General features: G+C 71.2%; 24 protein-coding genes. 14 read left to right on the plus strand and 10 right to left on the minus strand.

Annotation, left to right across the window (positions count from 1 at the left end):
• The first annotated feature begins 281 nt into the window (after positions 1 to 281).
• The 8 genes from O7633_RS18205 to O7633_RS18240 all read left to right on the plus strand — a co-directional run bounded on the left by O7633_RS18205 (position 282) and on the right by O7633_RS18240 (position 7,382).
• Complete coding sequence (locus tag O7633_RS18205) at positions 282 to 2,240, plus strand: hypothetical protein (RefSeq protein WP_282323267.1); 1,959 nt, start codon at positions 282 to 284, stop codon at positions 2,238 to 2,240.
• 80 nt (positions 2,241 to 2,320) lie between these two features.
• On the plus strand, positions 2,321 to 2,770 hold the full coding sequence (locus O7633_RS18210; RefSeq protein WP_178066876.1) for an NUDIX domain-containing protein: 450 nt from the start codon (positions 2,321 to 2,323) through the stop codon (positions 2,768 to 2,770).
• Complete coding sequence (locus O7633_RS18215) at positions 2,767 to 3,537, plus strand: hypothetical protein (RefSeq protein WP_282323268.1); 771 nt, start codon at positions 2,767 to 2,769, stop codon at positions 3,535 to 3,537. Before O7633_RS18210 ends, O7633_RS18215 begins: the two co-directional genes overlap by 4 nt.
• Positions 3,538 to 3,678: 141 nt before the next feature.
• Positions 3,679 to 4,410, plus strand: a complete 732-nt coding sequence (locus O7633_RS18220) for a phosphocholine cytidylyltransferase family protein (RefSeq protein WP_282323269.1) — start codon at positions 3,679 to 3,681, stop codon at positions 4,408 to 4,410.
• Positions 4,398 to 5,462 (plus strand): iron-containing alcohol dehydrogenase family protein, encoded by a 1,065-nt coding sequence (locus O7633_RS18225; RefSeq protein WP_282323270.1) that lies wholly within the window; start codon positions 4,398 to 4,400, stop codon positions 5,460 to 5,462. Before O7633_RS18220 ends, O7633_RS18225 begins: the two co-directional genes overlap by 13 nt.
• Positions 5,440 to 6,162 carry a CDP-alcohol phosphatidyltransferase family protein gene (locus O7633_RS18230; protein WP_282323271.1) on the plus strand — a complete coding sequence of 241 codons (723 nt, stop codon included), beginning with the start codon at positions 5,440 to 5,442 and terminating at the stop codon, positions 6,160 to 6,162. Before O7633_RS18225 ends, O7633_RS18230 begins: the two co-directional genes overlap by 23 nt.
• 204 nt (positions 6,163 to 6,366) lie before the next feature.
• Positions 6,367 to 6,891 carry a sigma-70 family RNA polymerase sigma factor gene (locus O7633_RS18235; protein ID WP_282323272.1) on the plus strand — a complete coding sequence of 175 codons (525 nt, stop codon included), beginning with the start codon at positions 6,367 to 6,369 and terminating at the stop codon, positions 6,889 to 6,891.
• Positions 6,888 to 7,382, plus strand: coding sequence for a hypothetical protein (locus O7633_RS18240; protein ID WP_278130262.1), 495 nt, complete (start codon positions 6,888 to 6,890; stop codon positions 7,380 to 7,382). Before O7633_RS18235 ends, O7633_RS18240 begins: the two co-directional genes overlap by 4 nt.
• Before the next feature lie 130 nt (positions 7,383 to 7,512).
• Here the strand turns inward: O7633_RS18240 and O7633_RS18245 are convergent, their stop codons facing one another.
• The 3 genes from O7633_RS18245 to O7633_RS18255 form a co-directional block, all read right to left on the minus strand.
• Positions 7,513 to 9,222: a cellulose binding domain-containing protein gene (locus O7633_RS18245; protein WP_282323273.1), complete on the minus strand. Its 1,710-nt coding sequence runs from the start codon at positions 9,220 to 9,222 to the stop codon at positions 7,513 to 7,515.
• A 326-nt stretch (positions 9,223 to 9,548) separates the two neighbouring features.
• The gene (locus O7633_RS18250; RefSeq protein WP_282323274.1) at positions 9,549 to 10,610 is read right to left on the minus strand and encodes a tetratricopeptide repeat protein; all 1,062 of its coding nucleotides are present in this window, start codon (positions 10,608 to 10,610) and stop codon (positions 9,549 to 9,551) included.
• A 28-nt stretch (positions 10,611 to 10,638) separates the two neighbouring features.
• Positions 10,639 to 12,897, minus strand: coding sequence for a CHAT domain-containing protein (locus tag O7633_RS18255; protein WP_282323275.1), 2,259 nt, complete (start codon positions 12,895 to 12,897; stop codon positions 10,639 to 10,641).
• 257 nt (positions 12,898 to 13,154) lie between these two features.
• On the opposite strand from O7633_RS18255, the gene O7633_RS18260 reads away from it, so the two are divergent.
• Positions 13,155 to 14,633 carry a tetratricopeptide repeat protein gene (locus O7633_RS18260; protein ID WP_282323276.1) on the plus strand — a complete coding sequence of 493 codons (1,479 nt, stop codon included), beginning with the start codon at positions 13,155 to 13,157 and terminating at the stop codon, positions 14,631 to 14,633.
• An 8-nt stretch (positions 14,634 to 14,641) separates the two neighbouring features.
• Here O7633_RS18260 and O7633_RS18265 read toward each other — a convergent pair whose 3' ends face one another.
• The 4 genes from O7633_RS18265 to O7633_RS18280 all read right to left on the minus strand — a co-directional run bounded on the left by O7633_RS18265 (position 14,642) and on the right by O7633_RS18280 (position 17,136).
• The gene (locus O7633_RS18265; protein WP_282323277.1) at positions 14,642 to 14,962 is read right to left on the minus strand and encodes a hypothetical protein; all 321 of its coding nucleotides are present in this window, start codon (positions 14,960 to 14,962) and stop codon (positions 14,642 to 14,644) included.
• A 26-nt stretch (positions 14,963 to 14,988) separates the two neighbouring features.
• Positions 14,989 to 15,903 (minus strand): IS5 family transposase, encoded by a 915-nt coding sequence (locus tag O7633_RS18270; RefSeq protein WP_282323279.1) that lies wholly within the window; start codon positions 15,901 to 15,903, stop codon positions 14,989 to 14,991.
• 88 nt (positions 15,904 to 15,991) lie between these two features.
• Positions 15,992 to 16,447 carry a hypothetical protein gene (locus tag O7633_RS18275; RefSeq protein ID WP_282323280.1) on the minus strand — a complete coding sequence of 152 codons (456 nt, stop codon included), beginning with the start codon at positions 16,445 to 16,447 and terminating at the stop codon, positions 15,992 to 15,994.
• 224 nt (positions 16,448 to 16,671) lie between these two features.
• Positions 16,672 to 17,136, minus strand: a complete 465-nt coding sequence (locus tag O7633_RS18280) for an SUKH-3 domain-containing protein (protein WP_282323281.1) — start codon at positions 17,134 to 17,136, stop codon at positions 16,672 to 16,674.
• Between the two features lie 510 nt (positions 17,137 to 17,646).
• Between O7633_RS18280 and O7633_RS18285 the strand changes: the two genes are divergently transcribed.
• A complete protein-coding gene (locus tag O7633_RS18285; protein WP_282323282.1) occupies positions 17,647 to 19,365 on the plus strand; it encodes a tetratricopeptide repeat protein in 1,719 nt (572 codons plus the stop codon).
• 213 nt (positions 19,366 to 19,578) lie between these two features.
• Here the strand turns inward: O7633_RS18285 and O7633_RS18290 are convergent, their stop codons facing one another.
• Together O7633_RS18290 and O7633_RS18295 are read right to left on the minus strand one after the other, a co-directional pair.
• The gene (locus O7633_RS18290; protein ID WP_077935251.1) at positions 19,579 to 19,773 is read right to left on the minus strand and encodes a DUF397 domain-containing protein; all 195 of its coding nucleotides are present in this window, start codon (positions 19,771 to 19,773) and stop codon (positions 19,579 to 19,581) included.
• An 8-nt stretch (positions 19,774 to 19,781) separates the two neighbouring features.
• Complete coding sequence (locus O7633_RS18295) at positions 19,782 to 20,609, minus strand: helix-turn-helix transcriptional regulator (RefSeq protein ID WP_282323284.1); 828 nt, start codon at positions 20,607 to 20,609, stop codon at positions 19,782 to 19,784.
• 130 nt (positions 20,610 to 20,739) lie between these two features.
• Between O7633_RS18295 and O7633_RS18300 the strand changes: the two genes are divergently transcribed.
• From O7633_RS18300 to O7633_RS18315, 4 genes are read left to right on the plus strand one after another with little or no spacing between them, the layout of a single operon-like run.
• Positions 20,740 to 20,961 carry a hypothetical protein gene (locus tag O7633_RS18300; protein ID WP_282323285.1) on the plus strand — a complete coding sequence of 74 codons (222 nt, stop codon included), beginning with the start codon at positions 20,740 to 20,742 and terminating at the stop codon, positions 20,959 to 20,961.
• Positions 20,958 to 21,128, plus strand: a complete 171-nt coding sequence (locus O7633_RS18305; protein WP_176735024.1) for a hypothetical protein — start codon at positions 20,958 to 20,960, stop codon at positions 21,126 to 21,128. The genes O7633_RS18300 and O7633_RS18305 overlap by 4 nt, the downstream gene beginning before the upstream one ends.
• Positions 21,115 to 22,317 (plus strand): helix-turn-helix domain-containing protein, encoded by a 1,203-nt coding sequence (locus O7633_RS18310; RefSeq protein WP_282323288.1) that lies wholly within the window; start codon positions 21,115 to 21,117, stop codon positions 22,315 to 22,317. Before O7633_RS18305 ends, O7633_RS18310 begins: the two co-directional genes overlap by 14 nt.
• Before the next feature lie 2 nt (positions 22,318 to 22,319).
• On the plus strand, positions 22,320 to 22,619 hold the full coding sequence (locus O7633_RS18315) for a hypothetical protein (RefSeq protein WP_282323289.1): 300 nt from the start codon (positions 22,320 to 22,322) through the stop codon (positions 22,617 to 22,619).
• Between the two features lie 263 nt (positions 22,620 to 22,882).
• Here the strand turns inward: O7633_RS18315 and O7633_RS18320 are convergent, their stop codons facing one another.
• Complete coding sequence (locus O7633_RS18320) at positions 22,883 to 23,542, minus strand: TetR/AcrR family transcriptional regulator (RefSeq protein ID WP_278130280.1); 660 nt, start codon at positions 23,540 to 23,542, stop codon at positions 22,883 to 22,885.
• Positions 23,543 to 23,632 lie beyond the last annotated feature (90 nt).

Below are 23,632 nucleotides of genomic sequence, written 5' to 3' on the forward strand. Positions count from 1 at the left end.
CTCGTCTCTTCGTACGGCCGGCGCGGCTGTCCCGGCAGTGGCCGGCGCGGTGTCGGCCACAAGACGCAACGCGGGGTAGACGCCGCGCCTTCCGTGCGCGATTGTGTCATCGAGCTCTCCGTCCCCCGGTCGCCGCCTCAGCGCCCGGCGGTCAGCGAACGGGTGCACCCGCTCGCACGGAGGCTTCCTCCCCATCGATCTCCGCTGTTCACCCGGAGTTGCCAGTGGCCCGTTTCCCGGCGCTTGGTCGCCGACCCCTCGCGGTCCTGACCGCCGCCGCGTTGACCGTTTCCGGCCTTCTCGTCGCCGGCCCGGCCCCCGCCGCCCCCGACCACGCCACCATGGTCGGCGCAGTCCCCTCCTCCCTGACCCCGAACATCCTGGACGGCACGGTCTTCGCCATCCACGACGCCGGCGACAAGGTCCTCGTCGGCGGCTCGTTCACCCAGGTGCAGAACCGCAACTCGGACGTCACGCTCACCCGCAACTACGTGCTGGCCTTCGACAAGGCCACCGGCCAGGTCGACACCGCGTTCGCCCCGGTGGTCGACAACGAGGTCTACGACATCCTCGCCGGCCCGACCGCCGGCACCGTCTACCTCGCCGGCAAGTTCAACAGCGTCAACGGCACCAACCGCCGCAAGCTGGCCCTGCTCGACCTGGCCGACGGCAGCCTGGTCACCAGCTTCCCCAACCTGGCCTTCAACGGGCTGGTCAACGACGTCGTCAAGGTCGGCAGCCGGCTGTTCGTCGGCGGCATCTTCACCACCGCCGCCACGAAGCCGCGCGCCGGCCTCGCCTCACTCGACGCCGTCACCGGCGTGGTCGACGACTACCTCACCACCTCGCTCACCGAGCACCACAACTACGACGGGATCAGCGGCGCGAGCGCCGGCGTGGGGCCCGAGAAGCTGGCCGTCTCGCCCGACGGCACCCAGCTCGTGGTGATCGGCAACTTCAAGAAGGCCGACGGGGTGCTGCACGACCAGGTGGTCCGGCTCGACCTGGGGGCGGAGACCGCGACCGTGTCGCCGTGGAACACCAACCGGTTCGAGCCGCGCTGCTCCTACAACTCGTTCGACTCGTACGTGCGCGACGTGAGCTTCTCCCCCGACGGCAGCTACTTCGTCATCGTCAGCACGGGCGCGCCGTACGCGGGGACGCTCTGCGACTCGACGGCCCGCTTCGAGACGTCGTCCACCGGCACGTCGGTCCAGCCGACCTGGGTCGCCTACTCCGGCGGCGACACGTTCCTCTCCGTGGGCGTCACCGAGCAGGCGATCTATGTCGGCGGCCACTTCCGCTGGCTCAACAACACCTCCGCCACCAACTCGGCGTACCCGGGCGCGGTGGCCCGGCCCAGCATCGCCGCGCTCGACCCGCTCAACGGCCTGCCGCTGTCGTGGAACCCGGGGCGGCACCCGCGCGGCTACGGCGTGGCGGCGCTGCTGGCCACCCCGGAGGGCATCTGGCTCGGCTCCGACCAGGAGTACATCGGCAACTTCCAGTACCGCCGGGGACGGATCGCGTTCCTGCCGCTCAACGGCGGGGCCGCCCCGCACTCCACCGCCACCGCCACCCTGCCCGGCAACGTCTACCAGGCCGGGCTGGGCTTCGGCGCGGCCAACGACGTGCAGCGCCGGTCGTACGACGGGACGAGCTCGGTCGGCGCGGCCACGGCCGTCGAGAACACCGACGGCACCACCTGGTCGTCGGCGAAGAGCGCCTTCTGGGTCGGCGGCACCCTGTTCTACGGGATGAACGGCTCGCTGTGGCGGCGCACGTTCGACGGCACCGCCTTCGGCACCCCCACGAAGGTCGACCCCTACCACGACGAGCTGTGGGACACGGTGGAGACCGATTCCGGGCCGGAGGGGCAGACGTACGCCGGCAGCACGGTGAGCTTCTACCCGGAGATCGCCAACGTGACCGGCATGTTCTACACCAACGGCCGGCTCTACTACACCCTCAGCGGGCAGAACGGCCTGTACTGGCGCTGGTTCAACCCGGACAGCGGGACCGTCGGGGCGGACAAGTTCACCGCCGCGACGTCCGGCTTCTCCGACTCCGGCGGGGTGTTCGTCTCCGGTGACCGGATCTACCTGGTCAGCCGCCTCCTGGGCAACCTGTCGTCGGCCACCTGGGTCAACGGCGCGCCGTCGGGCGGCTGGACGCTGCGCAGCAGCCGCCTCCTCAGCGGCATCGACTGGCGGGCGAAGGCGGTCTTCGTCGGCCCGTGAGCCGGGCGCGACGCCAGCGGTGACGAGCCGGGGCCGGACGGGGCATCGCCCTGCCGGCCCCGGCTCGCTACTGTCGTGACGTGCCCACCGAGCCTCTCCGCTGCGCCGGCGCGCTGATCGTCGACGACGACGGCCGCCTCTTCTTCCAGCGCCGGTCCCCGCAGCGGGTCCTCTTCCCCGACACCTGGGACATCGTCGGCGGCCACCTGGAACCGGGCGAGGAGATCGAGGACGCGCTGCGCCGGGAGGTCACCGAGGAGACCGGCTGGACGGTGTCGCACCTGCTCGGCCCGGTCGGCGAATACCGGTGGACCGGCAACGACGGCCTGCCCCGGGTCGAGAGCGACTTCCTCGTCCGGGTCGACGGCGACCTCAGCCGCCCCCGGCTGGAGGAGGGCAAGCACACCGAGTTCCGCTGGCTGACCGAGCGGGACCTGGCCGTGCTGGACGAACACCGCGACGTCAACGACGGGCTGATCCGGCGGATCGCCGAGGACGGCTTCGCGGCGCTGCGCTCGATCGGTCTGTGAGCGACGACGTCGAGCTTCCGCCGCACCGGTTCGCCGGGCTGGTCGCCCCGGCCGTCGACCGGGTCTTCGCCGCCGGCATCCTCGCCGGGCGGGACGGGGGCGGCGCGGAGCTGAGCCAGCGCTACGGCGGGCCGGCGGCCACCGGCTTCCTCGTCGAGTTCCGCACCCGGCTGGCCGCGCCGGGCGGGACGGTCGACCCGGCGGGCTTCGCCGCGGTCACCCGCTACCGGGACCCGGCCTCCTGCAAGCGGGCGCTGGACAAGCAGGTCGCGTACGGGATGCTGCACCGCCGCCCCGACGGCTGCCTCAGCGCCACCGAACGTGGCCTCGCCTTCCTGGAGGAGCTGTTCCAGGTGCACGCCGAGGTGACCGAGGAACTGTGGGCGGGGCACGACGACCGGGTGCTGCGGCTGGTCGAGACCCTCGGCCGGCTGCTGGCGCACGCGCTGGTCGCCGCCGAGGAGGAGACCGACGTGCTGGGCGACGCGTTCGCGGTGACCGCCCCGCCGTACGAGCCGGACGGCACCGCGCCGGGGGTGCTGCTGCTCAACCGGCTGGGCACGCTGCGTTACCACCGGGCCGACGCGCACGCGGCGGCGTGGACGGCGGCGGGGCACACCGCGCTGAGCGTCAGCGAGCTGCCGGCGGGCCCCGAGCGGCTGGCCATCGAGCTGGAGACGGACCGCCGGGCGGCCGGCCCGTACGCGGCGCTGACCGCCGAGGAGCGGCTGACGATGCTGGCGGACCTGGCCGCCCTGCCGGGCTGACGCGCCGGGGCCGGGCTGACCCGCAACCGCCGGGGCCGGGCGCGGCCCTGCCGGGGCCGGCGCGCCGGTTGACGGCGGGCGGGGTCGGCCCCGGCGCTATCCTCCACCGGTGACCCGGAGTCGAACCAGGGAGGCAACTGCATGATCGGGATGGTCCTCGCGGCCGGTGCGGGGCGTCGGCTGCGCCCGTACACCGACACCCTGCCCAAGGCGCTGGTGCCGGTGGACGGTGACACCACCATCCTGGACATCGCGCTGCGCAACCTCGCCGAGGTCGGCCTCACCGACGTGGTCGTCGTCGTCGGGTACGCCGCCGACGCGGTCGTCTCCCGCCAGGCGGAGCTGGAGAAGCGGCACGGCGTCACGCTCACCCTCGTGCACAACGACAAGGCCGAGGAGTGGAACAACGCGTACTCGCTGTGGCTGGCCCGGGAGCACTTCGCCAGGGGCGTGCTGCTGGTCAACGGCGACACCGTGCACCCGGTGAGCGTGGAGCGGACGCTGCTGGCCGAGCGCGGGCCGGGCATCCTGCTCGCCGTGGACACGCTCAAGACGCTGGCCGAGGAGGAGATGAAGACCACCTTCGACGCCGCCGGCCAGCTCACCCGCATCACCAAGCTGATGGACCCGGGCGAGGCGTACGGGGAGTACATCGGCGCGACGCTGATCGAGCCGCAGGTGGCCGAGCCGCTCGCCGACGCGCTGGAGGCGACCTGGCGGCGCGACCCGAACCTCTACTACGAGGACGGCTACCAGGAGTTCGCCGAGCGGGGCGGCGAGGTGCGGGCCGCGCCGATCGGCGACGTCTCCTGGGTGGAGGTCGACAACCACGACGACCTGGCCCGCGCGCGGGAGATCGCGTGCCGCTACTAGCCCGGACGATCCTCACCCCGCTGCACATCGACGTGCGGCGGGGCGCGGTGGCCGACCTGGCGGCGATCCTGGCCGACGGGCGGATCTCCTCCGGCGGGGACGTCGCCGTGGTGGTCGGGCCGGGGCAGGGCGGGCAGATCGCCGAGCTGATCCGCCCGTCGCTGCGCTCGGCCGACGTGTTCACCGTCGCCGGGGGCACTCTGGAGGCCGCCGACGACCTGGGCGGGAAGCTGCGCGCCCGGTCGTACGACGCGGTGGTGGGCATCGGCGGCGGCAAGACGATCGACGTGGCGAAGTACGCGGCCACCCGGCGCGGCCTGCCCATGGTGACCGTGGCGACGAGCCTGGCCAACGACGGCATCGCCTCCCCGGTGGCGTCGCTGATCACCGGCGGGATCAAGGGCTCCTACGGGGTGCACATCCCGATCGCGGTGATCGTGGACCTCGACTTCGTGGAGGCGGGGCCGGAGCGGCACAACCGGGCCGGCATCGGCGACGTGGTGAGCAACATCAGCGCGCTGGCCGACTGGGAGCTGGCCCGCCAGGTGCGCGGGGAGCCCGTCGACGGCCTGGCCGCGTCGCTGGCCCGGATGGGGGCCGAGGCGGTGCTCGCCCACCCCGGCGACATGACCGACGACGCGTTCGTCACCGTGCTCGCCGAGGCGCTGATCTCCAGCGGGCTGGCGATGGCGGTGTGCGGCACGTCCCGCCCGTCCAGCGGCGGCTGCCACGAGATCATGCACGCGGTCGACGCGCTCTTCCCCGGCACCGCCTCGCACGGCGAGCTGGCCGGGCTCGGGGCGCTGTTCTGCACGTTCCTGCGCGGCGACGGGCGGCGCTTCGCGGAGATGTCGGCGTGCCTGTCCCGGCACAACCTGCCCCGGCTGCCGGCCGAGGTGGGGCTCACCGACGACCAGTTCGTCGAGGCGGTGCAGTTCGCGCCGGCCACCCGCCCCGACCGGTACACCATCCTGGAGCACCTGGCGATGTCGGCTACCGAGACGCGGGAGCGGCTGGCAGACTACGCCGGTGCACTCCGCGACCTTGGCTGATCCCGCCCGCCCGTCCGTAGCCGACTTCCACCGGGTCAACCGGGGCGGCGGCCTGTTCAGCGAGTCGGTCAGCCAGTGGCTCGGCGCGGTGTTCGCGCTGTTCGCCCAGCGGCTCGGGCTGCGCCCCACCGCGCTGACCATCACCAACCTGGTGCTGGGGCTGGCCGCCTCGGTGACCGTGGTCGCGCTCGCCGACGAGGTGGCCGCCGGCACCGTCCCGGCCTGGGTGGTCGGGGTGGTCGCCCTGGTCGGCTGGCAGGTGGCCTACTCGCTGGACTGCGCCGACGGGCAGCTCGCCCGGGTCACCGGCACGGGCAGCGCGGCGGGGGCGCGGGTCGACGTGCTCTGCGACGTGGCGGCCCAGATCGCCCTGGTGGCCGCCCTGTCGGCCACGGCGGTGGCGCAGCGCCCGTCGACGCCGACGTGGCTGGTCGCCCTGTTCGCGGGCACCTGGATGGTCAACCTGGTCACGTCGGTGATGCAGTCCGGCCCGAACGCGGCCAGCATGGTCACCTCGACGTCGCTGCCGGTGCGGCTGGTGAAGCTGGTCCGCGACTACGGCGCGGTGATCTTCGTGGCGGGCCTGGTGCTGGCGTTCGCCCCGGCCCTGGTGTTCTGGGTGATCGTGGCGTTCACGGTCGTCAACGGCGGCTTCCTGCTGGCGAGCATCGCCTTCTCCGCCCACGCTTCCCTGCGGTAAGGAAGGGCACCTTGTTAACGCTTTCTGTATAGGAAGGGCCCCTTCCTAACCGCCGCTGGGCAGCAGGGCGCGCGACGGCGGCCCGTCGTCTCGTCGGCACCGCCCGCGGCGACCGCGCCCGCTGCGACCGCGCCCGCCGCGGCGGCGTACGCCGTGAACCTGATCGGCCGCTCGCCCGACTGTCCAGGGTGAGAGGAGGGCGAGATGACCGATGAGCTGCTGGTGGTGCGCGCCCAGCTCGGCGAGCGGGCGGCGCTGGCCGAGATGGTGGCCCGGTGGCGCCTGCCGGTGTGGCGATACGTCCGGCGCATGCTGGACGCCGACCGGGCCGACGACGTCAGTCAGGAGATCTGGCTGGCCGTCGTCCGCGGCCTGCCACGCCTGCGGGAACCGGCCCGGTTCACGCCCTGGCTGTTCGCCATCGCCCGCCGCTCGATCGTCGACCGCCTCCGCACGGAGTACGCCAGGGGGCAGGAGACTCCGCTTCTCCAGGACAGGTGTGTCGAGGATCCGGGGGAGGCGGTGGTGGTCCGGGCGGAACTCGTCGACGCCCTCACGGGCCTGCCGGTGCTGGAACGGGAGATCCTCGTCCTGCACTACCTGGAGGACCTGTCGGTGCAGGACTGCGCGCAGGTCTGCCAGGTGCCGGTCGGCACGGTCAAGTCGAGGCTGCACCGGGCGCGTCGCCTGCTCCGGGAGCACCTGAACGGGAAGGGGTACCGGTCATGACCGACGAGCCACGCCTGTCGGCACGGGAACTGCTCGACCACCTCGACACGACGCTGTCCCGGGGGACACGCATCCGCGCCGTGGCGGCGTTGCTGGCGGGGCTGGCGGGCGCGGTGTTCGTGACCTCGCTGTGGTGGAGCGAGCCGGGGCCGCTGCCGGGTCGTACCCGGCTGTCGTTCGCGCTGCTCACCGTGTTCTGCCTGGCCTGGGCCTGCTACGGGGGCTGGCTGTTGACCCGCCGGGTGCCGCTGTTCGCCACCGAGCAGGTGGTCGCCGGCTGGATCGCCCTGGCGGCTTCCCTGGTCACCACCGGGATCACGGCCTTCGCGGCGGCCCGCGGCGGCGCCGGCCTGTGGGCTGCGCTGACGACGGGGGGCCTGTTCGTCGCGGCGGCGCTGACGCTGACCGTGCGGGCACACCGCCGACGTGCGGCGCTGCTGCGCCGCATGCGGCGGCTGACGCAGCAGGACAGGCCAGGCGGCGACCGCTAGCGCGGGACTGCCCACCCGACCGGCCGAGCGGCCGGGCGACCCGCAGCGCCCCGATGACGGACCCGGACACCGGGTGCGGCTCCTCCGTCGCCGGAGGGGCCGCACCCGGACGTTCGACGTCCCGTGGCCGTCAGACCACCGTGCAGGCGACGCCGTTGAGGGTGAAGGCGGTCGGCTTGGCGGTGCTGCCGCTGGTGTTCGCCTGGAAGCCGATGTTGATGGTGGCCCCGGGGGCGATCGTGCCGTTGTAGTCGACGTTGCGGGCGCTCACCTGGCCGCTGGAGGGCGAGTAGGTGGCGTTCCAGCCCGAGGTGATCGACTGGCCCGAGGGCAGGGTGAACGCCAACGTCCAGCCGTTGATCGCCGAGGTGCCCGTGTTGGTGATGTCGATGCTGGCCGTGAAGCCGGAGCCCCACGAGTTCATCGTGTAGGCGACCCGGGGGCCCGAGCCACTAGGGGGCGTGACGGTGGGCGTGGGGGTCGGGCTGGGCGGCGGGGTGGTGGGCGGCGGCGTGGTCGGCGGCGTGGTGCCGTTCACGCTGGCCACGAAGGTCATGATGCTGCGCGCGGGCAGGTTGACGGTGAGCGAGCCGTTGGACATGGTGAGCGCGCTCTGCGGCGCGACGGTCCGGCTCCCGTCGGTCAGCCAGTTCTGGACGGTGCCGGACGCGCTGGCGCCCGACAGGGTGAACTGCTGGCTCACCGACGAGGTGTTCTTGTTGACGGCGACGATGACGACGGTGTCGCCGCCCCGGTAGGCCGAGACGTAGACGTTCGACGCCGGGTTCGCCGTCGCGTCGATCCGGGTGTAGCCGGGCCGGACGAACCGGGCGAAGTGCGCCATCATCGCGCCCCGCTTGCTGATCTGGCCGTCTTCCCGCATGGGGCCGTAGCTGCGCCGCAGGTACCACCACACGTACGCCTGGAACTCGGCGTCGACCATGGCGCGGTGGATGTGCTCGCCCACGTCGAGCGCCTCGGGCCAGGCGTCACCCGAGTTGGCGTTGCTGTTGGGGTAGTAGACCTCCGTCATCCACAGCTCTTTGCCCGCACCCTTCTGCTTGAACAGGGGGTACGGGAAGTTCGAGTACGACGTGCCGTAGAGGTGGGCCCCGATGATGTCCACGTTGGCCAGCGCGGCGGCGTCGTTGAGGATCGGGTCCGACATGGACTTGACGTACTGGAACGACTCGGGGGCCATGACCCGGGTGCTGATCGACCCGGCGTTCTCCTTCAGGAACCTGACCATCTCGGTGGTGGTCCACCAGGTCCAGTCGTGCGCGTAGTCGGGCTCGTTCTGCACGGAGATGCTGTAGAGGGGCACCCCGTTGTTGCGCATGTAGGTGGTGAAGTCGTTGAGGTGCTGCGCGTAGGCGGCGTACGAGCTGTAGCGGAGCCGCTTCGCGTTGGTCTGGCTGCCCCGGGTGAAGGTCTCGATCATGCTGGCCGGCGGGTTCCACGGCGACGCGAAGACGGTCACCCCCAGCTCGACGGCGCGCTTCGCCGTGGCGAGGTCGCGGCCGAAGTCGGCCGAGCTCTCGCCGACGGGGATGCGCAGGATGGAGAAGCCCAGCCGGCCCTCGCCGGTGCCGAACGCCGTCTCCCGCTGGGCAGCCGTCAGGTCGCCGATCCAGGCCGCGTGGGCCATCGCGCCGTACCCCTTGATGGTCTGCCGCTGTGCCGACACGTTGATGGTCGCGGGCGCGGCCGAGGCTCCGGTGGCCCCCAGCAGTGTCCCGGCCGCGGCGGCGACCGGCACGGCCCCCACCGTCGTCAGGACGGCTCTCCGGCTCAGCACTCGCCGCTCGCCGCTGACCGGCCCGTTCTGGTCTTGCGTCATGTTGCGTCCTCCTGGCTGGTGGTGGTGATACGCGCGTGCCCCGGTCCTGCCCGGACCGGTCGGCACCGCCCTCCAGCGTCGCCATGGGGACTGCCCTTGACCCCCGGCGTCAATGACCCGTCGGCTCTCATCGACTGACGCCACTGTTAGCGATAACAGATCGAAAGTTTAGATTCCATCTATAAGAAGGGTCAAGCATCCAGCGGCCAGGTGAACAGGCGAACCGGCACCAGCTAAGGCGCGCCCAGCGCGATCCCTCGGGGTTACGGGGCCGAACGCGACGCCGCGTCAGGAGCATCCGGCCCACGTCCTCGGCGAGATGGGCATCACGACCCCGTAGGTGGCGGTTCCGATCGGCGGTCTTCGGCGCGTTGCCGGCGGAGTTGTTCGAGGAAGGCGGTGTGGTCTTCGAGGCTGGGGTGGTCGACCTGCCGCTCCAGGTCGACGACGTGTTCGAGCTCCTGGATCGCCTGGTCGAGGTCCCCCTTCGCCCAGTGGACCATCGCAATGTTGAGCCGCGTGACGGCTTCGCCTACCCGGTCGCCCACCTCCCGCCGGATGGGCAGGGCCCGGTGGTAGTGGTCCAGCGCTCGCTGCCGGTCCTCCAACCCGTCGTACACGAGGCCGATGTTGTTGAGGGTGGTGGCTTCGCTGGCCCGGTCGCCGACCTCCCGCAAAATGGGCAGGGCCCGGTGGTAGTGGTCGAGGGCCCGCTGCCGGTCTCCCAAGCTGTCGTGCACGCTGCCGATGTTGTGGAGGGTGGTGGCTTCGCCGGCCCGGTCACCGACCTCCCGCAGGATGGGCAGGGCCCGGTGGAAATGGTCGAGAGCCCGCTGCCGGTCCCCCAACCCGTCGTACACACTGCCGATGTTGTTGAGGGTGGTGGCTTCGCCGGCCCGGTCACCGACCTCCCGCACGACGGGCAGGGCCCGGTGGTAGTGGTCGAGGGCCCGCTGCCGGTCCCCCAACCCGTCGTACGCGAGGCCGATGTTGTTGAGGGTGGCGGCCTCGCCGGCCCGGTAGCCGACCTCCCGCGTGATGGGCAGGGCCCGGTGGTAGTGGTCGAGGGCCCGCTGCCGCTCCCCCAACCTGTCGTGCACGTAGCCGATGTTGTTGAGGGTGGCGGCTTCGTTGCCCCGGTCGCCGGCCTGCTGGTAGATGGCCAGGGCCTGCTGAAAGTCCTCCAGCGCCAGCCAGGGCCGACCGGTCGACGACCGCGCCCAACCCCGCTGGTAAAGGGCGCTGGCGATCGGTCCCAGGGTCAGGGTCGCGGTGGCCATGGCCTCCACGGCGGCGAACCGAGACGTACGCAACCACACCTGGCACACCCGGTCACCGACGTCTCGGGCGATCGCCGCCTGCCGACCGGTGACGGCGAGCCGATGCACCTCCACCCACCGCGGAAGGCCCGCCGATTCAGTGGCCATCGGAGGCGGCGGGGTCGAGGACCCAGAGCTGGTAGAGGGACCGGGCTGCGGCGGCGCACGCATCGGTGTATTCGTCATCGGTGAGCAGGGGGCGGACGAGGGGATGCAGGACGTTGGAGACGTAGTAGCGGGGCTGGCGGGTTTCCGGGTCGGTGCCCTCTTCGAGCAGGCCGAGTTCGACGGCCCGCTGAATGTGTTGGCCGGCGTCGGGGTGCTGGTGCAGGGCGTGGACGGTGGCGGCGGGCACGGGCAGCTCGACGACGTTGACCCTGGCGAGCATGCGGCGAAGGTCGACGGGCTGGGAGTCGAGCAAGTTGTCGGCCAGGACCGTCTCCCGGCGGAACCGGTCGGCCTCGTTCTCGATGGCGGTGAGCAGCCCGTCAACGTCGAGCGCGGGATCGCCGACGATCCGGTCGAGCCAGTCGAGCAGGCGGGGGTTGCCCGCTGCCGCCTCGATCGCCCGGTCGCGGATCGTGAGGTCGATCGTGGACTCGGGGCGCAGGTTGGCCAGGTTCGCGACCTTCTTGTCCTGCTCGACGGGGGTGAGCGTCTCCAGGGCCTCGACGGCGAGGGTGGTGCCGGCCGGGGCGGGGAAGCGGTAGCGGCTGGTGATGATGACGCGGCTCGGGCTACCGGTGTCGCGGATGGCGGTGAGCAGGGCGGGCAGGATCTCGGCCATCGCCGGGGCGAGCACCCGGCTGCCGTCGGCGCGGGTGTCGAGGTTGCCGGCCTCGAAGTCGTCGAACACGAACAGGCAGGGCGTCCGGCCGAGCGGCCCGTCTTCGTCGAGCAGGTGCCGCAGCCGGATCGGAAGCGGGAGCTGCTCGTTGTCGAGGAGCTTGTTGGCCTCGATGGTCTCGTCGACGCTGTCGAAGCGGATCTTGCTGGTCAGCTCGCGGAACTTGATGGCGTCGACCCGGCCGAACCAGACGGCGCGCTGGTGGGTGGGCATGCGCTCCAGGAGCCGGGAGGCGAGGCTGCTCTTGCCGAGCCCGCCCATCCCGGCCAGCAGCAGGCCCTGCGCCGCGCCCGGGGTGTCGGCGGGCTGCCGCAGGACCCGCAGGCAGCGTTGGATGACGCGACGTCGGCCGACGAACTCGGCGCGGGACGCCACCCGGGACAGTTGGGTCTGCGGGTCCAGGAACTGCTGGTCGGCGGGGCGCACCTGCAAGCGTTTGCGACCCTTGGTGTGCAGCGGCGTGACCATGGGTGCCAGCGGGGACCGGTCGGCGTAGACCCGGAGCAGATGCCAGTACCTGCTCTTCTTGTCGTGGAACAGGTGACGGCGGGCCTCGACGACGGCCTGGTCCAGCGGCTGGCCGTCGGCCAGCGCCCGGTAGAGGGCGGCGGCGAAGTCGGTGGCCGAGACGTCCCCGACCGGCAGCGCCCAGCCCAGCACCGCCGGGGCACCGGCCTGCACCAGGCTCTCGCTCATCGACGGGAACACCCCGCCGTCGGGGGCGTCGGCGGTCAGGCAGCCGGAGACGAACACCAGCCTCGGCCAGTGCCCCTGCATCGCCTGGGCGAGCTGGTCGGCCGTCGCCCTGGCGACCCCGCCGAACTCGTCCTCCACCACGAACACCGGCTCCCCACCGGCAGTGGTGGCGTGCCCACTCAGGTGCAGCACGTCGAAGTAATCGGGCCCGTAGTCGCGGGTCAGGAACCGCAGCCCCTCCAGGGTGCCGCTCTCCTCCACCACCAGATCCGTGCCCGTGCGCCGCGTCGCCGCCAGGATCGCGGCCTCCTCGGCCTCGAAGTTGAGCACCGGCTCGACGCCCTCCGGCGACGTCGCCATGAACAGCACCCGCAACGGCCGGTTGCCCGGCGCGACCGCACCGGTCAACGCCGCGTGGGTGCCGACCGCCCGCACCGGCAACAGCGGCGCCCGCCCGGCCACCGTCAGGAACGCGCCCTCCCAGGCGAGCAGCTCCCAGGGCAGGTGCCGCAGCCGCTGCTCAGCGGTGATCCGCAGCACCGACCCGGCGGGATCGGCCAGCATCGGGGCCAGCCACCGCTGGTCACCGTCGAGGAACTCCGCCAGCCGCGCCCCCAGCTCGGCCAGCCGGGTCGCGCCGTACGCCTTCCGCGCGGCAGCGTCGGTGCTGTAGTCGCGCCGCACCAGCGCGATCAGCTCGTCGACCACGGCCCGGTCCAGGCCCCGCGTGCGGGGCGGCCCGCCGTCGGCGGACAGGCGAAGCTCGTAGTAGTTGGAGGTCTGCGCGAAGACCTCCAGCTCGAAGGCGCTCATCTGCCCATCCCCGTCGCGGTGGCCGATTCAGTTCTGCCCGCCGGCACCACGCCCCAGGCCAGGTGATCGACGGCGGACCATGGCGGTCACTGTACGTTTCATTCGGATCCCGGGCCCGGCCGGAGAAGCCGGCTCAGGTGACGAGTTTCCGACTCACCAACCGCGCGCCGGCAGTCGTAGCAAGAGACTTGACGACCGACGCACCCGCCCCACGCCGGTGCTGCCACGGCCCGCAGAACGAAGGGGTGGCCCGGGGCATGGAAGACCCAGAACCCACACGATCACGTCCCCTCGCCCCCGCTGCGACAACGACCATCGCCCGGCACGCGGAGGTGCACCGGCTCGCCGTCGCCGGTCGGGAGTCGGAGATCGCCCGCAGCATCGGCACGCGGGTGTGTCAGGTGTGGCTGGGCATCTCGCGGTTCGCCGCCGTAGAGGCCATGGCGACCGCGACCCTGACCCTGGGCCCGGACGTCAACGCCTTCTACGATCGGGGTTGGGCCCGAGCGGCAACCGGTCGGCCCTGGCTGGCGTTGGAGGACTATCAGCAGGCCCTGGCCCTACACCAGCAGGCCAGCAACCGCGCCGGCGAGGCCGCCACCCTCAACAACATCGGCCACACCTACCACGGGCTGGGCGACCGACAGAAGGCCCTCGACCACTACCACCAGGCCCTCCCCCTGCTGCGGGAAGTCGGCAACCGCGCCGGCGTAGGCGGCACCCTCACCAACATCGGCGCCGTGTACGGCGGGCGGGGAGACTGGCAGAAGGCCCTCGGTCACTACCACCAGGCCCTCCCCATCCAGCGGGAAGTCGGCGACCGCGCCGGCGAAGCCGTAACCCTCACCAACATCGGCAACGTGTACGGCGGGCGGGGAGACCAACAGCGGGCCCTCGACCACTACCACCAGGCCCTTGCCATCCAGCGGAAGGTCGGCGACCGCGCCGGCGAAGCCACCACCCTCAACAGCATCGGCCACGCGTACGACGGGCTGAGAGACTGGCAGCGCGCCCTCGACCACTACCACCAAGCCCTTGCCATCCAGCGGGAGGTCGGCGACCGCGCCGGCGAAGCCGCCACCCTCACCAACATCGGCAACGTGTACGGCGGGCGGGGAGACCAACAGCGGGCCCTCGACCACTACCACCAGGCCCTCCCCATCCGGCGGGAGGTTGGTGACCGGGCCGGCGAAGCCATCACCCTCAACAACATCGGCAACGCATACCACAGGCTAGGGGACCGACAGCGGGCCCTCGACCACTACCACCAGGCCCTCCCCGTCGCACGGGAAGTCGGCGACCGCGCGGGCGAAGCCATCGCCCTCAACAACATCGGCAACGCATACGACGGGCTGGGAGACCGACAGAAGGCGCTCGACCACTACCACCAGGCCCTCCCCATCCGGCGGGAAGTCGGCGACCGCATCGGCGAAGCCATCACCCTCACCAACATCGGCAACGCCTGCCATGCGCTAGGAGATCGGCAGGAAGCCCTCGACCACTACCGCCACGCCCTCCCCATCCATCGGGAAGTCGGCAACAGCGCCGGCGAGATCCACACCCGGTACAACATCGCGATGATCCACCACGCGGGCGGTGACCTCGACCAGGCAGTCCAGGAATTCGAACACATCGTCGAACTCGAACGGCAGGTCGACCACCCCAACCTCGAAGACGACACTGCCATCCTCGAACACTTCCGCAGAGAACACGCGGCGACCCAGGAACCCACCTGAGCCGGGATTCAAGGTAGGGAAAGGCCCAAGACGACCATGGAGCCTTGGCCCTCACCGAACTCCCAGCCGGCGATCACCTTGCTGCCCGGCAAGGCGGCGATCGGCCCGAGATCGGCTGGGCATTCACCGGGGCCGAGATAGTACGCCCCGGCCATCCGTGCCCAGTGAGCATCGAGGCACAGCCCACGGAGATGCCGTCGTAGCGCATCGTCGCCGACCTGGTCCAGGGCCGATTCCCAGCGAGGGTCAACCAGGCCCACCTCGGACGTGACGTATCCATCCCGCACAAGGCTCTCGCCGATGTCGGAGAGGCCGTCCGGAGCGCTCATCGTCCACGTCGCTGCCCGCATCGCGTCTAGGCCGTGTTTCGTAGGGCTCGGAGCCATTGGTTGATGGCGGCGATGGTGAGGGTGGCTTCGTAGCGCACGGCGAGTTTGTCGTACCTGGTGGCTATGGCGCGGTGTTGTTTGAGCTGGTTGATGCCGCACTCCACGGCGTGACGCAGGCGGTAGAGGTCGGGGTCGAAGGCGGGCGGACGTCCGCCTTTGGAGCCTTTGGCTTTGCGGTGCGCGTCCTGGTCGGTCTTGCTCGGGATGCACGCGCGGATGCTGCGGGATCGCAGGTGGGAGCGGTTGGCCTTGGACGTGTATGCCTTGTCGGCCAGCACCATGTCGGGGCGGGTCCGTGGCCGGCCGCCACCGGCGCGGGGGACGCGGAGCCTGGCCAGCACGGGGATGAACTGTGGGCTGTCGCCGCGTTGTCCGGCGGTCACCACCACGGCCATCAGTTTGCGGCCTTGTTCGCAGGCCAGATGGGTCTTGGTGGTCCAGCCGCCCCTCGACCGGCCGAGCCCGTGATCGGACGGCTCGGCCTGCACACCACCGGGGGGCTCTTTCTGCGCCTGACCGTCGCGGCGGGCCCCAGCGGCGTGGTGATGGGCGCGGCTGATGGTCGAGTCCACGCTCACCGTCCAGCCGATCAACCCCGCCGCGTCCGCGCTGGCCTGTAACGAGGTGAGAATCTGAGACCAGACGCCGTCACGCTGCCAGCGTCGAAACCACCGGTACAGGGTCTGCCACGGCGGGTAGGGCAAGGGGACGTCCCGCCACGGTGACCCGGTCCGGACCCGCCACCGGATCCCGTCGATGATCAGTCTCATGGTCCATCTGCGCGGCCGAGCATGACCCGTTCCCGCAGGCAGCAACGGCTCGAGTACCGCCCACTGCACGTCGGTCAGGTCATGTCGCCTCGCTGCCGCTACGCTCGGCACGAGGTCTCCGGTGTGAAGTTCTAGCTTGGTCGCTGAACCAACTACCGGAGACCTCTCCCATTAGCGACCACCGCCACGCCGTCGACCGCTACGAAACACGGCCTAGCAGCGAGCCGTCCGTCCGTGGCCGCAGGAGCAGGTGGGGAAACAGCCGGTAGCCGTCGGGGCTGAGCTCGTCGAGACTCAGCGAGCCGGCCTGTAGCGCCCTGCCGATGTCCCTGCCCCACACCATGGCCCGGTCGTCGTCCGTCGTGACGGTCAGCAGCGGCTGGAGCGCGGCGGGCCGCACCTCCGTGGCGACGAACGCCGACCTGGCCAGGTCGGGCACCCAGCGGTCCGGATAGAGCCCGTCGCCGCCCTGGTCGCCTGACCTCCCGTCGACGGCGGCCACGAGTTCGCCGGGGTCAAGGTCTTCGAGCGCCTCGCCGGCGGTCTCGTCGTCGTAGTAGAAGACCGCGTACGTCTCCGCCGCGTCGAACTCCGCCAACGGCCGGCCGAGCAGCAGCCCGAACGCGTGACCAAGCAGGTCGTCCCAGTCGGACACGACGTCTCCTTCGGATAGCTGTCGCCAGCGTGACCGGCATCCCGGGGCCGCTCGCAGGTGATGATGCCAGCGCCGTATGACAACGCGAGGCAGCTCCACACCTGTCGTTCTCTGGACGGCCCGGACACGCGAGACGCCCAAGCGAAAGCGCCCCGGCTCGGAGGAAGGTGGAAGCCGGGGCGCTTCCCTGCCCCGCTAGTGCGACCAGTGGCGCTAGGCCGTGTTCAGGCAGAACCTCGGTGGAGCGGGCCGGCCACTCGGAGCTGTGTGGGCATCGTTCCCTCGCACAAGGCAATCAGGCCCTGGTCGCCTGGCCCGAAAACGGCAACCCAGGTCTCGACCAGGAGAATCACGCCCCGCTCGTCCATCCCGAGGAGGAACCGACCCTGGTCCAACTCGCCCAACGGGTAGAGCGACCGCCCGGTCTCATCACTCCACTCCAGGAACCGATCCTCCTCACCGACGCAAAGCGACGGATTCAGCTCGAACGGGACGCGCGCCGCCGTCCGTCCCGGTCCATCAACATCGACGACGAGCTCGCCGAACTCGCCGAGGAATGCCTCTGCTGCCGGGTGCATGTCGAGCCCAACCAGTTCCGCTCGCCATCGCGCCGTCTCCACTCGCCGCCCCGAGCGCCACCCGGCGCGCTGCAACGCCCGCTCGACGTCAGGCGGAAATCTCCCGACCATGCACTCTCCTTACCCCGCTGCTGGTGCCATCGCCGAACGCAGCTCCGGAGGTTCGCAACCCCGCCGTGCCAGAACCAACCACGGCTCGCCACACACCGATCAGCTATGACGCGCTGCAAGTCATCCTCGCGTGCGAGATAGGCGTCTCCCGCCTGGCTCACCACGTACACGATCGGGCTATGGATGCCGTCGAGAAACTCCAGGATGGAGAGCGAGTCCACGGCACCCGCGTGCCACCCCTCACTGAAGGGAAGCACCTGAAGCTCGATGTTGGGCCGGTTCAGTTCTGCCCGCCGGCACCATGACCCCGGCCAGGTGATCGACGGCGTGCCATGGCGGTCACTGTACGTTTCATTCGGATCCCGGGCCCGGCCGGAGAAGCCGGCTCAGGTGACGAGTTTCCGACTCACCAGCCGCGCGCCGGCAGTCGTGGCAAGAAACTTGACGACCGGTGCACCCGCCCCACGCCGGTGCTGCCACGGCCCGCAGAACGAAGGGGTGGCTCGGGGCATGGAAGACCCAGAAACCTCACGATCACGTCCTCTCACCCTCGCTGGAACGCCAACCGTCGCCCGATACGTGGAGGTGCATCGGCTCGCTGTCGCCGGCCGGCAGGCGGAGATCGCCCGGCACGTCGGTGACCGGGTGTGCCGGGTGTGGTTGCGTACGTCGCGGTTCGCCGCCGTGGAGGCCATGGCCACCACGACCCTGACCCTGGGACCGATCGCCAGCGCCTTTTACCAGCGGGGTTGGGCGCGGTCGGCGACCGGTCGGCCCTGGCTGGCGCTGGAGGACTACCACGAGGCCCTGACCAGGTATGAGCAGGCCCGCGACCGGGGCAACGAAGCTGCCACCCTCAGCAGCATCGGCAGCGTGCACAACGGGCTAGGCGACCGACAACAGGCCCTCCACCACTTCCACCAAGCCCTCCCCATCACCCGCGAAGTCGGCAACCGCGCCGGCGAAGCCACCACCCTCAACAACATCGGCCACGTGTACAACCGGCTGGGGGATCGACAGCGGGCACTCGACCACTACCACCAATCCCTCCTCATCCAACGGGAAGTCGGCGACCGCGCCGGCGAAGCCACCACCCTCAACAACATCGGCAGCGTGTACGACGGGCTAGGCGACCGACAACAGGCCCTCCACCACTTCCACCAAGCCCTCCCCATCACCCGCGAAGTCGGCAACCGCGCCGGCGAAGCCACCACCCTCAACAACATCGGCCACGTGTACGACAGCCTGGGCGACTGGCAGCGGGCCCTCGACCACTACCACCAAGCCCTCCCCATCACCCGCGAAGTCGGCAACCGCGCCGGCGAAGCCACCACCCTCAACAACATCGGCCACGTGTACAACCGGCTAGGCGACCGACAAAAGGCACTCCACCACTTCCACCAAGCCCTCCCCATCACCCGCGAAGTCGGCAACCGCGCCGGCGAAGCCGCCGCTCTCAACAACATCGGCAGCGTGTACGACAACCTGGGCGACTGGCAGCGGGCCCTCGACCACTACCACCAAGCCCTCCCCATCCGACGAGAAGTCGGCGACCGCGCCGGCGAAGCCACCACCCTCAACAACATCGGCAGCGTGTACGAGGGGCTAGGCGACCGACAAAAGGCACTCCACCACTTCCACCAAGCCCTCCCCATCACCCGCGAAGTCGGCAACCGCGCCGGCGAAGCCGCCGCTCTCAACAACATCGGCAGCGTGTACGACAGCCTGGGCGACTGGCAGCGGGCCCTCGACCACTACCACCAAGCCCTCCCCATCACCCGCGAAGTCGGCAACCGCGCCGGCGAAGCCACCACCCTCAACAACATCGGCCACGTGTACGACAGCCTGGGCGACTGGCAGCGGGCCCTCGACCACTACCACCAAGCCCTCCCCATCACCCGCGAAGTCGGCGACCGCGCCGGCGAAGCCACCACCCTCAACAACATCGGCAGCGTGTACACCAGCCTGGGCGACTGGCAGCGGGCCCTCGACCACTACCACCAATCCCTCCCCATCCGGCGGGACGTCGGCGACCGGGCCGGCGAAGCCGTCACGCGGTACAACATCGCGATGGTCCACCAAGCAGAAGGTGACCTCGACCAGGCGATCCAGCAGCTCGAACACGTCGTCGAACTCGAACGGCAGGTCGGCCACCCCGACCTCGAAGCCGACACCACCGTCCTCGAACAACTCCGCCAACAACGCGCAGAGACCCGGGAACCCACCTGAACCGAGAGGGCGGGAGGGCAGGGGCAGGGGGCATCGGGAGACCCCGTGGTCCGGCGCGGCTCGCGCGATGCCAGCCAGGGCGGCGTTCTGACGCGCCCAGTGTTGCCCCACATGCCCGGCGCCGGGCCTGGTGGCGACTGAGGAAAGGACGTGCCCCGACTCCGGAGAAGGGAGCCGGGGCACGTTGCTGCTTTGCTGGTGCGAGCAGCGGCGCTAGTTGCTCTTGAGGGAGTCGACGAACGCTCGCCAGCCGTGGGCGTCGAAGGCCAGCGTCGGGCCGGACTTGTCCTTGCTGTCGCGGACGGCCACCCCGTCGCGGAGGTCCGCCACCTCGACGCACGCGCCGCCATTGGAGTCGCTGCGGGTGGACTTGCGCCACACCGCGCCGGTGAGGTCCGGGTTCGACATGTCAGCCTCTACTTCATCTCGTCGGCGATCCGCCGGATGAGTTTCCGGGACTCCGCCGGCCCCAGGGCCGCAGCCTGGAGACGGCCCCAGAGCCGATTGTAGGACCGGAGCGCCTCGGGGCTGTCGAGGTAATCCGCGTCCGTGAACGTCTCCAGGTAGACGACGTCCGAGGCGACCTCCTCCCCGAACCGGAGGATGATGAAGTTGTACGAGGATGTCACATACGTCTCGGCATCCAGCGGAAAGACCTGGATCGTCACGTTGGGACGGCTGGCGACAGCGGCAATATGGGACAACTGCTCCCGCATCGCCGCCCGGTCGCCGAGATCTCGCCGCAGCGCCGACTCGCTGAGGATGAAGTTCAGCTCCGGCCCGTCCGGGCGTTCGATGACCTTTTGTCGTTCGAGGCGCACTGCGGTCTGCTGCTCTACGTCGTCCCCTTCGATGATCGCCCGGATGTAGGGCTCGGTCTGGAGGATGCCGGGGATGACCTCGGACTGGTACCAGCGGATCTCCGCCGCGTCCGCCTCCAGGTCGAGATACTGCCGGAACCAGTCCGGCACGACGTTGCGGTAGCCGCTCCACCGACCCCGCTGCCGTCCGGCGCGGGCGAGTTCCCGCAGCGGCTCGGCTTCCTCGCCGGTCACCCCGTAGAAGTCGAGCAGCAGCTTCAGGTCGGTCAGCCGGATGCCGGACTGACCCAACTCCAGCCGGCTCACCTTGCTCGACGCCGAGTCGATGATCTCGGCGGCCTCTTCCTGCGTCTTGCCTGCCGCCTCGCGGGCGCGCTTGAGGGCGTTGCCGAGGCGACGCCGCTGGATCGTCGGGGTGACCATGCGGCGAGTATCCCGCCCCTGCCGCCGCCAATCCGGCGACACGCCGTGAGTTCCCAAATCAGGATCGGATAGCTAGCCTACTTTTCTGGACTCCTAATTTAAGGAACCAGAAGCACTTTCGGGAGGACTCATGGCTCGGCATGCGAAGAACCCGACGCGCCCCGGTCTGCTGCGCCGGCTCTGGCCCTTCGAGCGCCGCCGCGCGAACCCGCCCGACTGCCGCTGTCCTCCGAGGACAGCCCCGGACCGGCCGGCGGCGTGCCGGGCCGTCGGCGTGGCGCGGGTGCCCTACCTGCCGGAACGGCCGCTGCCGGCCCTCGCCGGGGGCGACCGCGCGGGGCGCTGGTCGTGACGGCGCGGCGCAAGCCCCAGCACGAGGACCGGGGCGAGCAGATCCAGGCGGCCGAGCGGGAGGCCGCCCGGCAGCGGATCCTCGCCCAGGCCGAGGCGGAGCGGATACCGGCCGAGGAGAGCACCCGGGCGAAGCCGGACCGGCGGTGGCAGCGTGAACAGCCCTGAGCTGCTGCCGGTGGGCCGGCGGGTGGCGTACTGGCGGGGGCGGCGGAGACTGTCGCAGCAGGTGTTCGCCGATCGGCTCGGCAGGTCGAAGTCCTGGGTGGACAAGGTCGAGCGGGGTGTGCGGTCGCTGGACAAGGTGTCGACGTTGCGGGACATCGCCGCCGTGCTGCGGATCGACACCGCCGTGCTGCTCGGCCGGGACGCCCGGCCCGCCGCCACGGCCGAGCGGGTCGAGGGGGTGGAGCGGATCCGGGAGGCCCTGTCGACGTACGAGATCGCTCTGGGTCGGCCGTCGACCCGCGACGGTGCCGTGCCGGCGGACCGGTTGGCCCGGGACGTCGAGCACGCGTGGGTGACGTTTCAGCATGCCCGCTATCCGCAGGCCGTCGCCAGCGTGCCGGGCCTGCTGGCGGGCGTGCAGCGGGCCGCCGCCGACGATCCGGGGTGGGGCCGGCCGCTGGTGGTGGAGGGGTACCGGCTCGCCGCGTCGGTGCTGGTGAAGCTCGGCGAGGTGGAGCTGGGCTGGCTGGCGGCGGACCGGGCGATGGCCGCCGCGACCGGCGATCCCGTGCTGGTGGCCGCCGCCGCGGTGCAGCTCGGCCAGGTGTTCCGCGCGGCGGGGCGGGCGCGGGCGGCGCAGTCGGCGGTGCTGGCTGCGGCGTACCGGATCGCGCCGGACGATCCGGCGGAGGGTGCCCCCGGGGCGTTGTCGTTGTGTGGGACGCTGCTGGTGCAGGGGGCCCTGTCGGCGGCCCGCCGGGGCGACGACCGCGCCGTCGACGAGCTGCTCGACGAGGCCGCCGGCATGGCCGCCCGGGTAGGCGACGGCCACGATCATCACCGTACGGCGTTCGGGCCGACGGCCGTCGACCTGGCCCGCGCCGCCGCAGCCCTCGACCTGGGCGACGCGGGCGAGGCGGTCGCCTGGCACGAGCGGACGACCCGGCGGGACGGCTGGCGGTGGCTGCCGGTGGAGCACCGCGCGGCGCACCTGGTCGACGCGGCCCGCGCCTACGCCTGGGCCGACGACCCGGCCCGCGCGGGTCGGGTGCTGCTCGACGCGGACCGGCTGGCACCCGCAGAGGTACGCCACCGCCCGGCCGCCCGGGAGGTGCTCGCCCAGATCGCCCGCGACCCGCACGCCCCGGCCACGATCGTCCAGCTCGCCGTCGCCGTCGGGGTGACCTGAGGATGACCGGGCCGTTCCTGTCGCTGGCGCAGATCCGCAACCGGCTGATCCTGACCGCCAGGGCGGTGCTGCGGGATCATCGGGCCGGGCCGGACGGCCGCTGCCGGGTGTGCCGGGTGTGCCGGGTGCCGGAGTGTCGGGTGGCGACCGCCGCCCGCAACGTCATCGACGCCGCCTCCGCCACCTGCCGGCCGGCGGAAGGCCGGGCGGCGGAACAAACCCGGGCCCACGACGCCACGCCACGCCCCGCAGGCACCGCCTCCGCCACCGAGCCCCCACTCAGAGCAGCGGACGAGTGGTAGAGGCAGACACAGATCTTGGAATCAGATGGCCCCTCCAGGGGCCGACTTCTTCCAAGATCTACCCACTGATCGGCGGGTCACTGCGCCGGCCGCCCTGGGCGTACGAGATGGCTTGGCCCTGGGAGCGGGGTCGACCCATCTCAGCTCGGGTCGCGCTCGGATCAGGGAGCAAGGTCGTGCTCGATCAGGGAAAGAGTGGTGTCGTCACCGCTTGGAGGCCACTCATTCCACGATCGAGCACGACCTTGCGCTGCTCGCATCGGTCAGCGGCCCTGGTCGGCTGGCGGCTTCCTGAGGAGCAGGCGGACGGCCTTGTCGACCCGGATGCCGGCGTCCATGAGGGGCAGTGCGCGGACAGCGCCGACCAGGAGTTGGATGCTCGCCTCGACGAGCACCGGGACGTTGAACGGTTGTCCCGCGCGAAGCCATTCCACGGTGAGCCGGTCCACTCCGTCGCCGAAGGCCCGTAGCGCCATGGCGACGGCGGGGTTGTCGGGGTCGAGCCCGAGGATCAGGCAGAGGTCGTGGAGGCCCTCGCGGCGGGCGGCTTCGAATTCGGCGGTGCCTTCGGGTGGACCGGAGTCGGACAGGACGAGGTTGAGCGCCAGGTCCGGATGGTCCGCCAGGTAGGTGAAGTGACCTTCCCAGTAGAGGCGGATGCGAGCGCCGGGGGGCAGGTCCGGGCGGGTGGCCGGCAGGCTCCCGAGGTCGCGGCGGGCCGCGCGTAGCGCGGCCAGGTATGCGCCGCACTTGTTGTCGAAGTGGTGAGCGAGCAGCCCTTGGGACACACCGGCGGCGCGGGCGATGTCACCGACCGTCACCTCGACGTAGGGCCGCCGGGAGAACTCCTCCATCGCCGCAGCCAGCAGCCGCTGGCGGGTCTGCTCGGCGGCGGCCTGGCGTTTCGTGGTCGGTCCGGTCACGTGCCTGCGCTCCTCACCCGTCGATTCACCCGTCGATTCACGCGTCGACCTACGCGTCGATCCCACAGCCAGTGTTGCACGCCGTTCATT

This window comes from Micromonospora sp. WMMD712, assembly GCF_029581295.1.
Classification (GTDB): Bacteria; Actinomycetota; Actinomycetes; order Mycobacteriales; family Micromonosporaceae; genus Micromonospora; species Micromonospora carbonacea.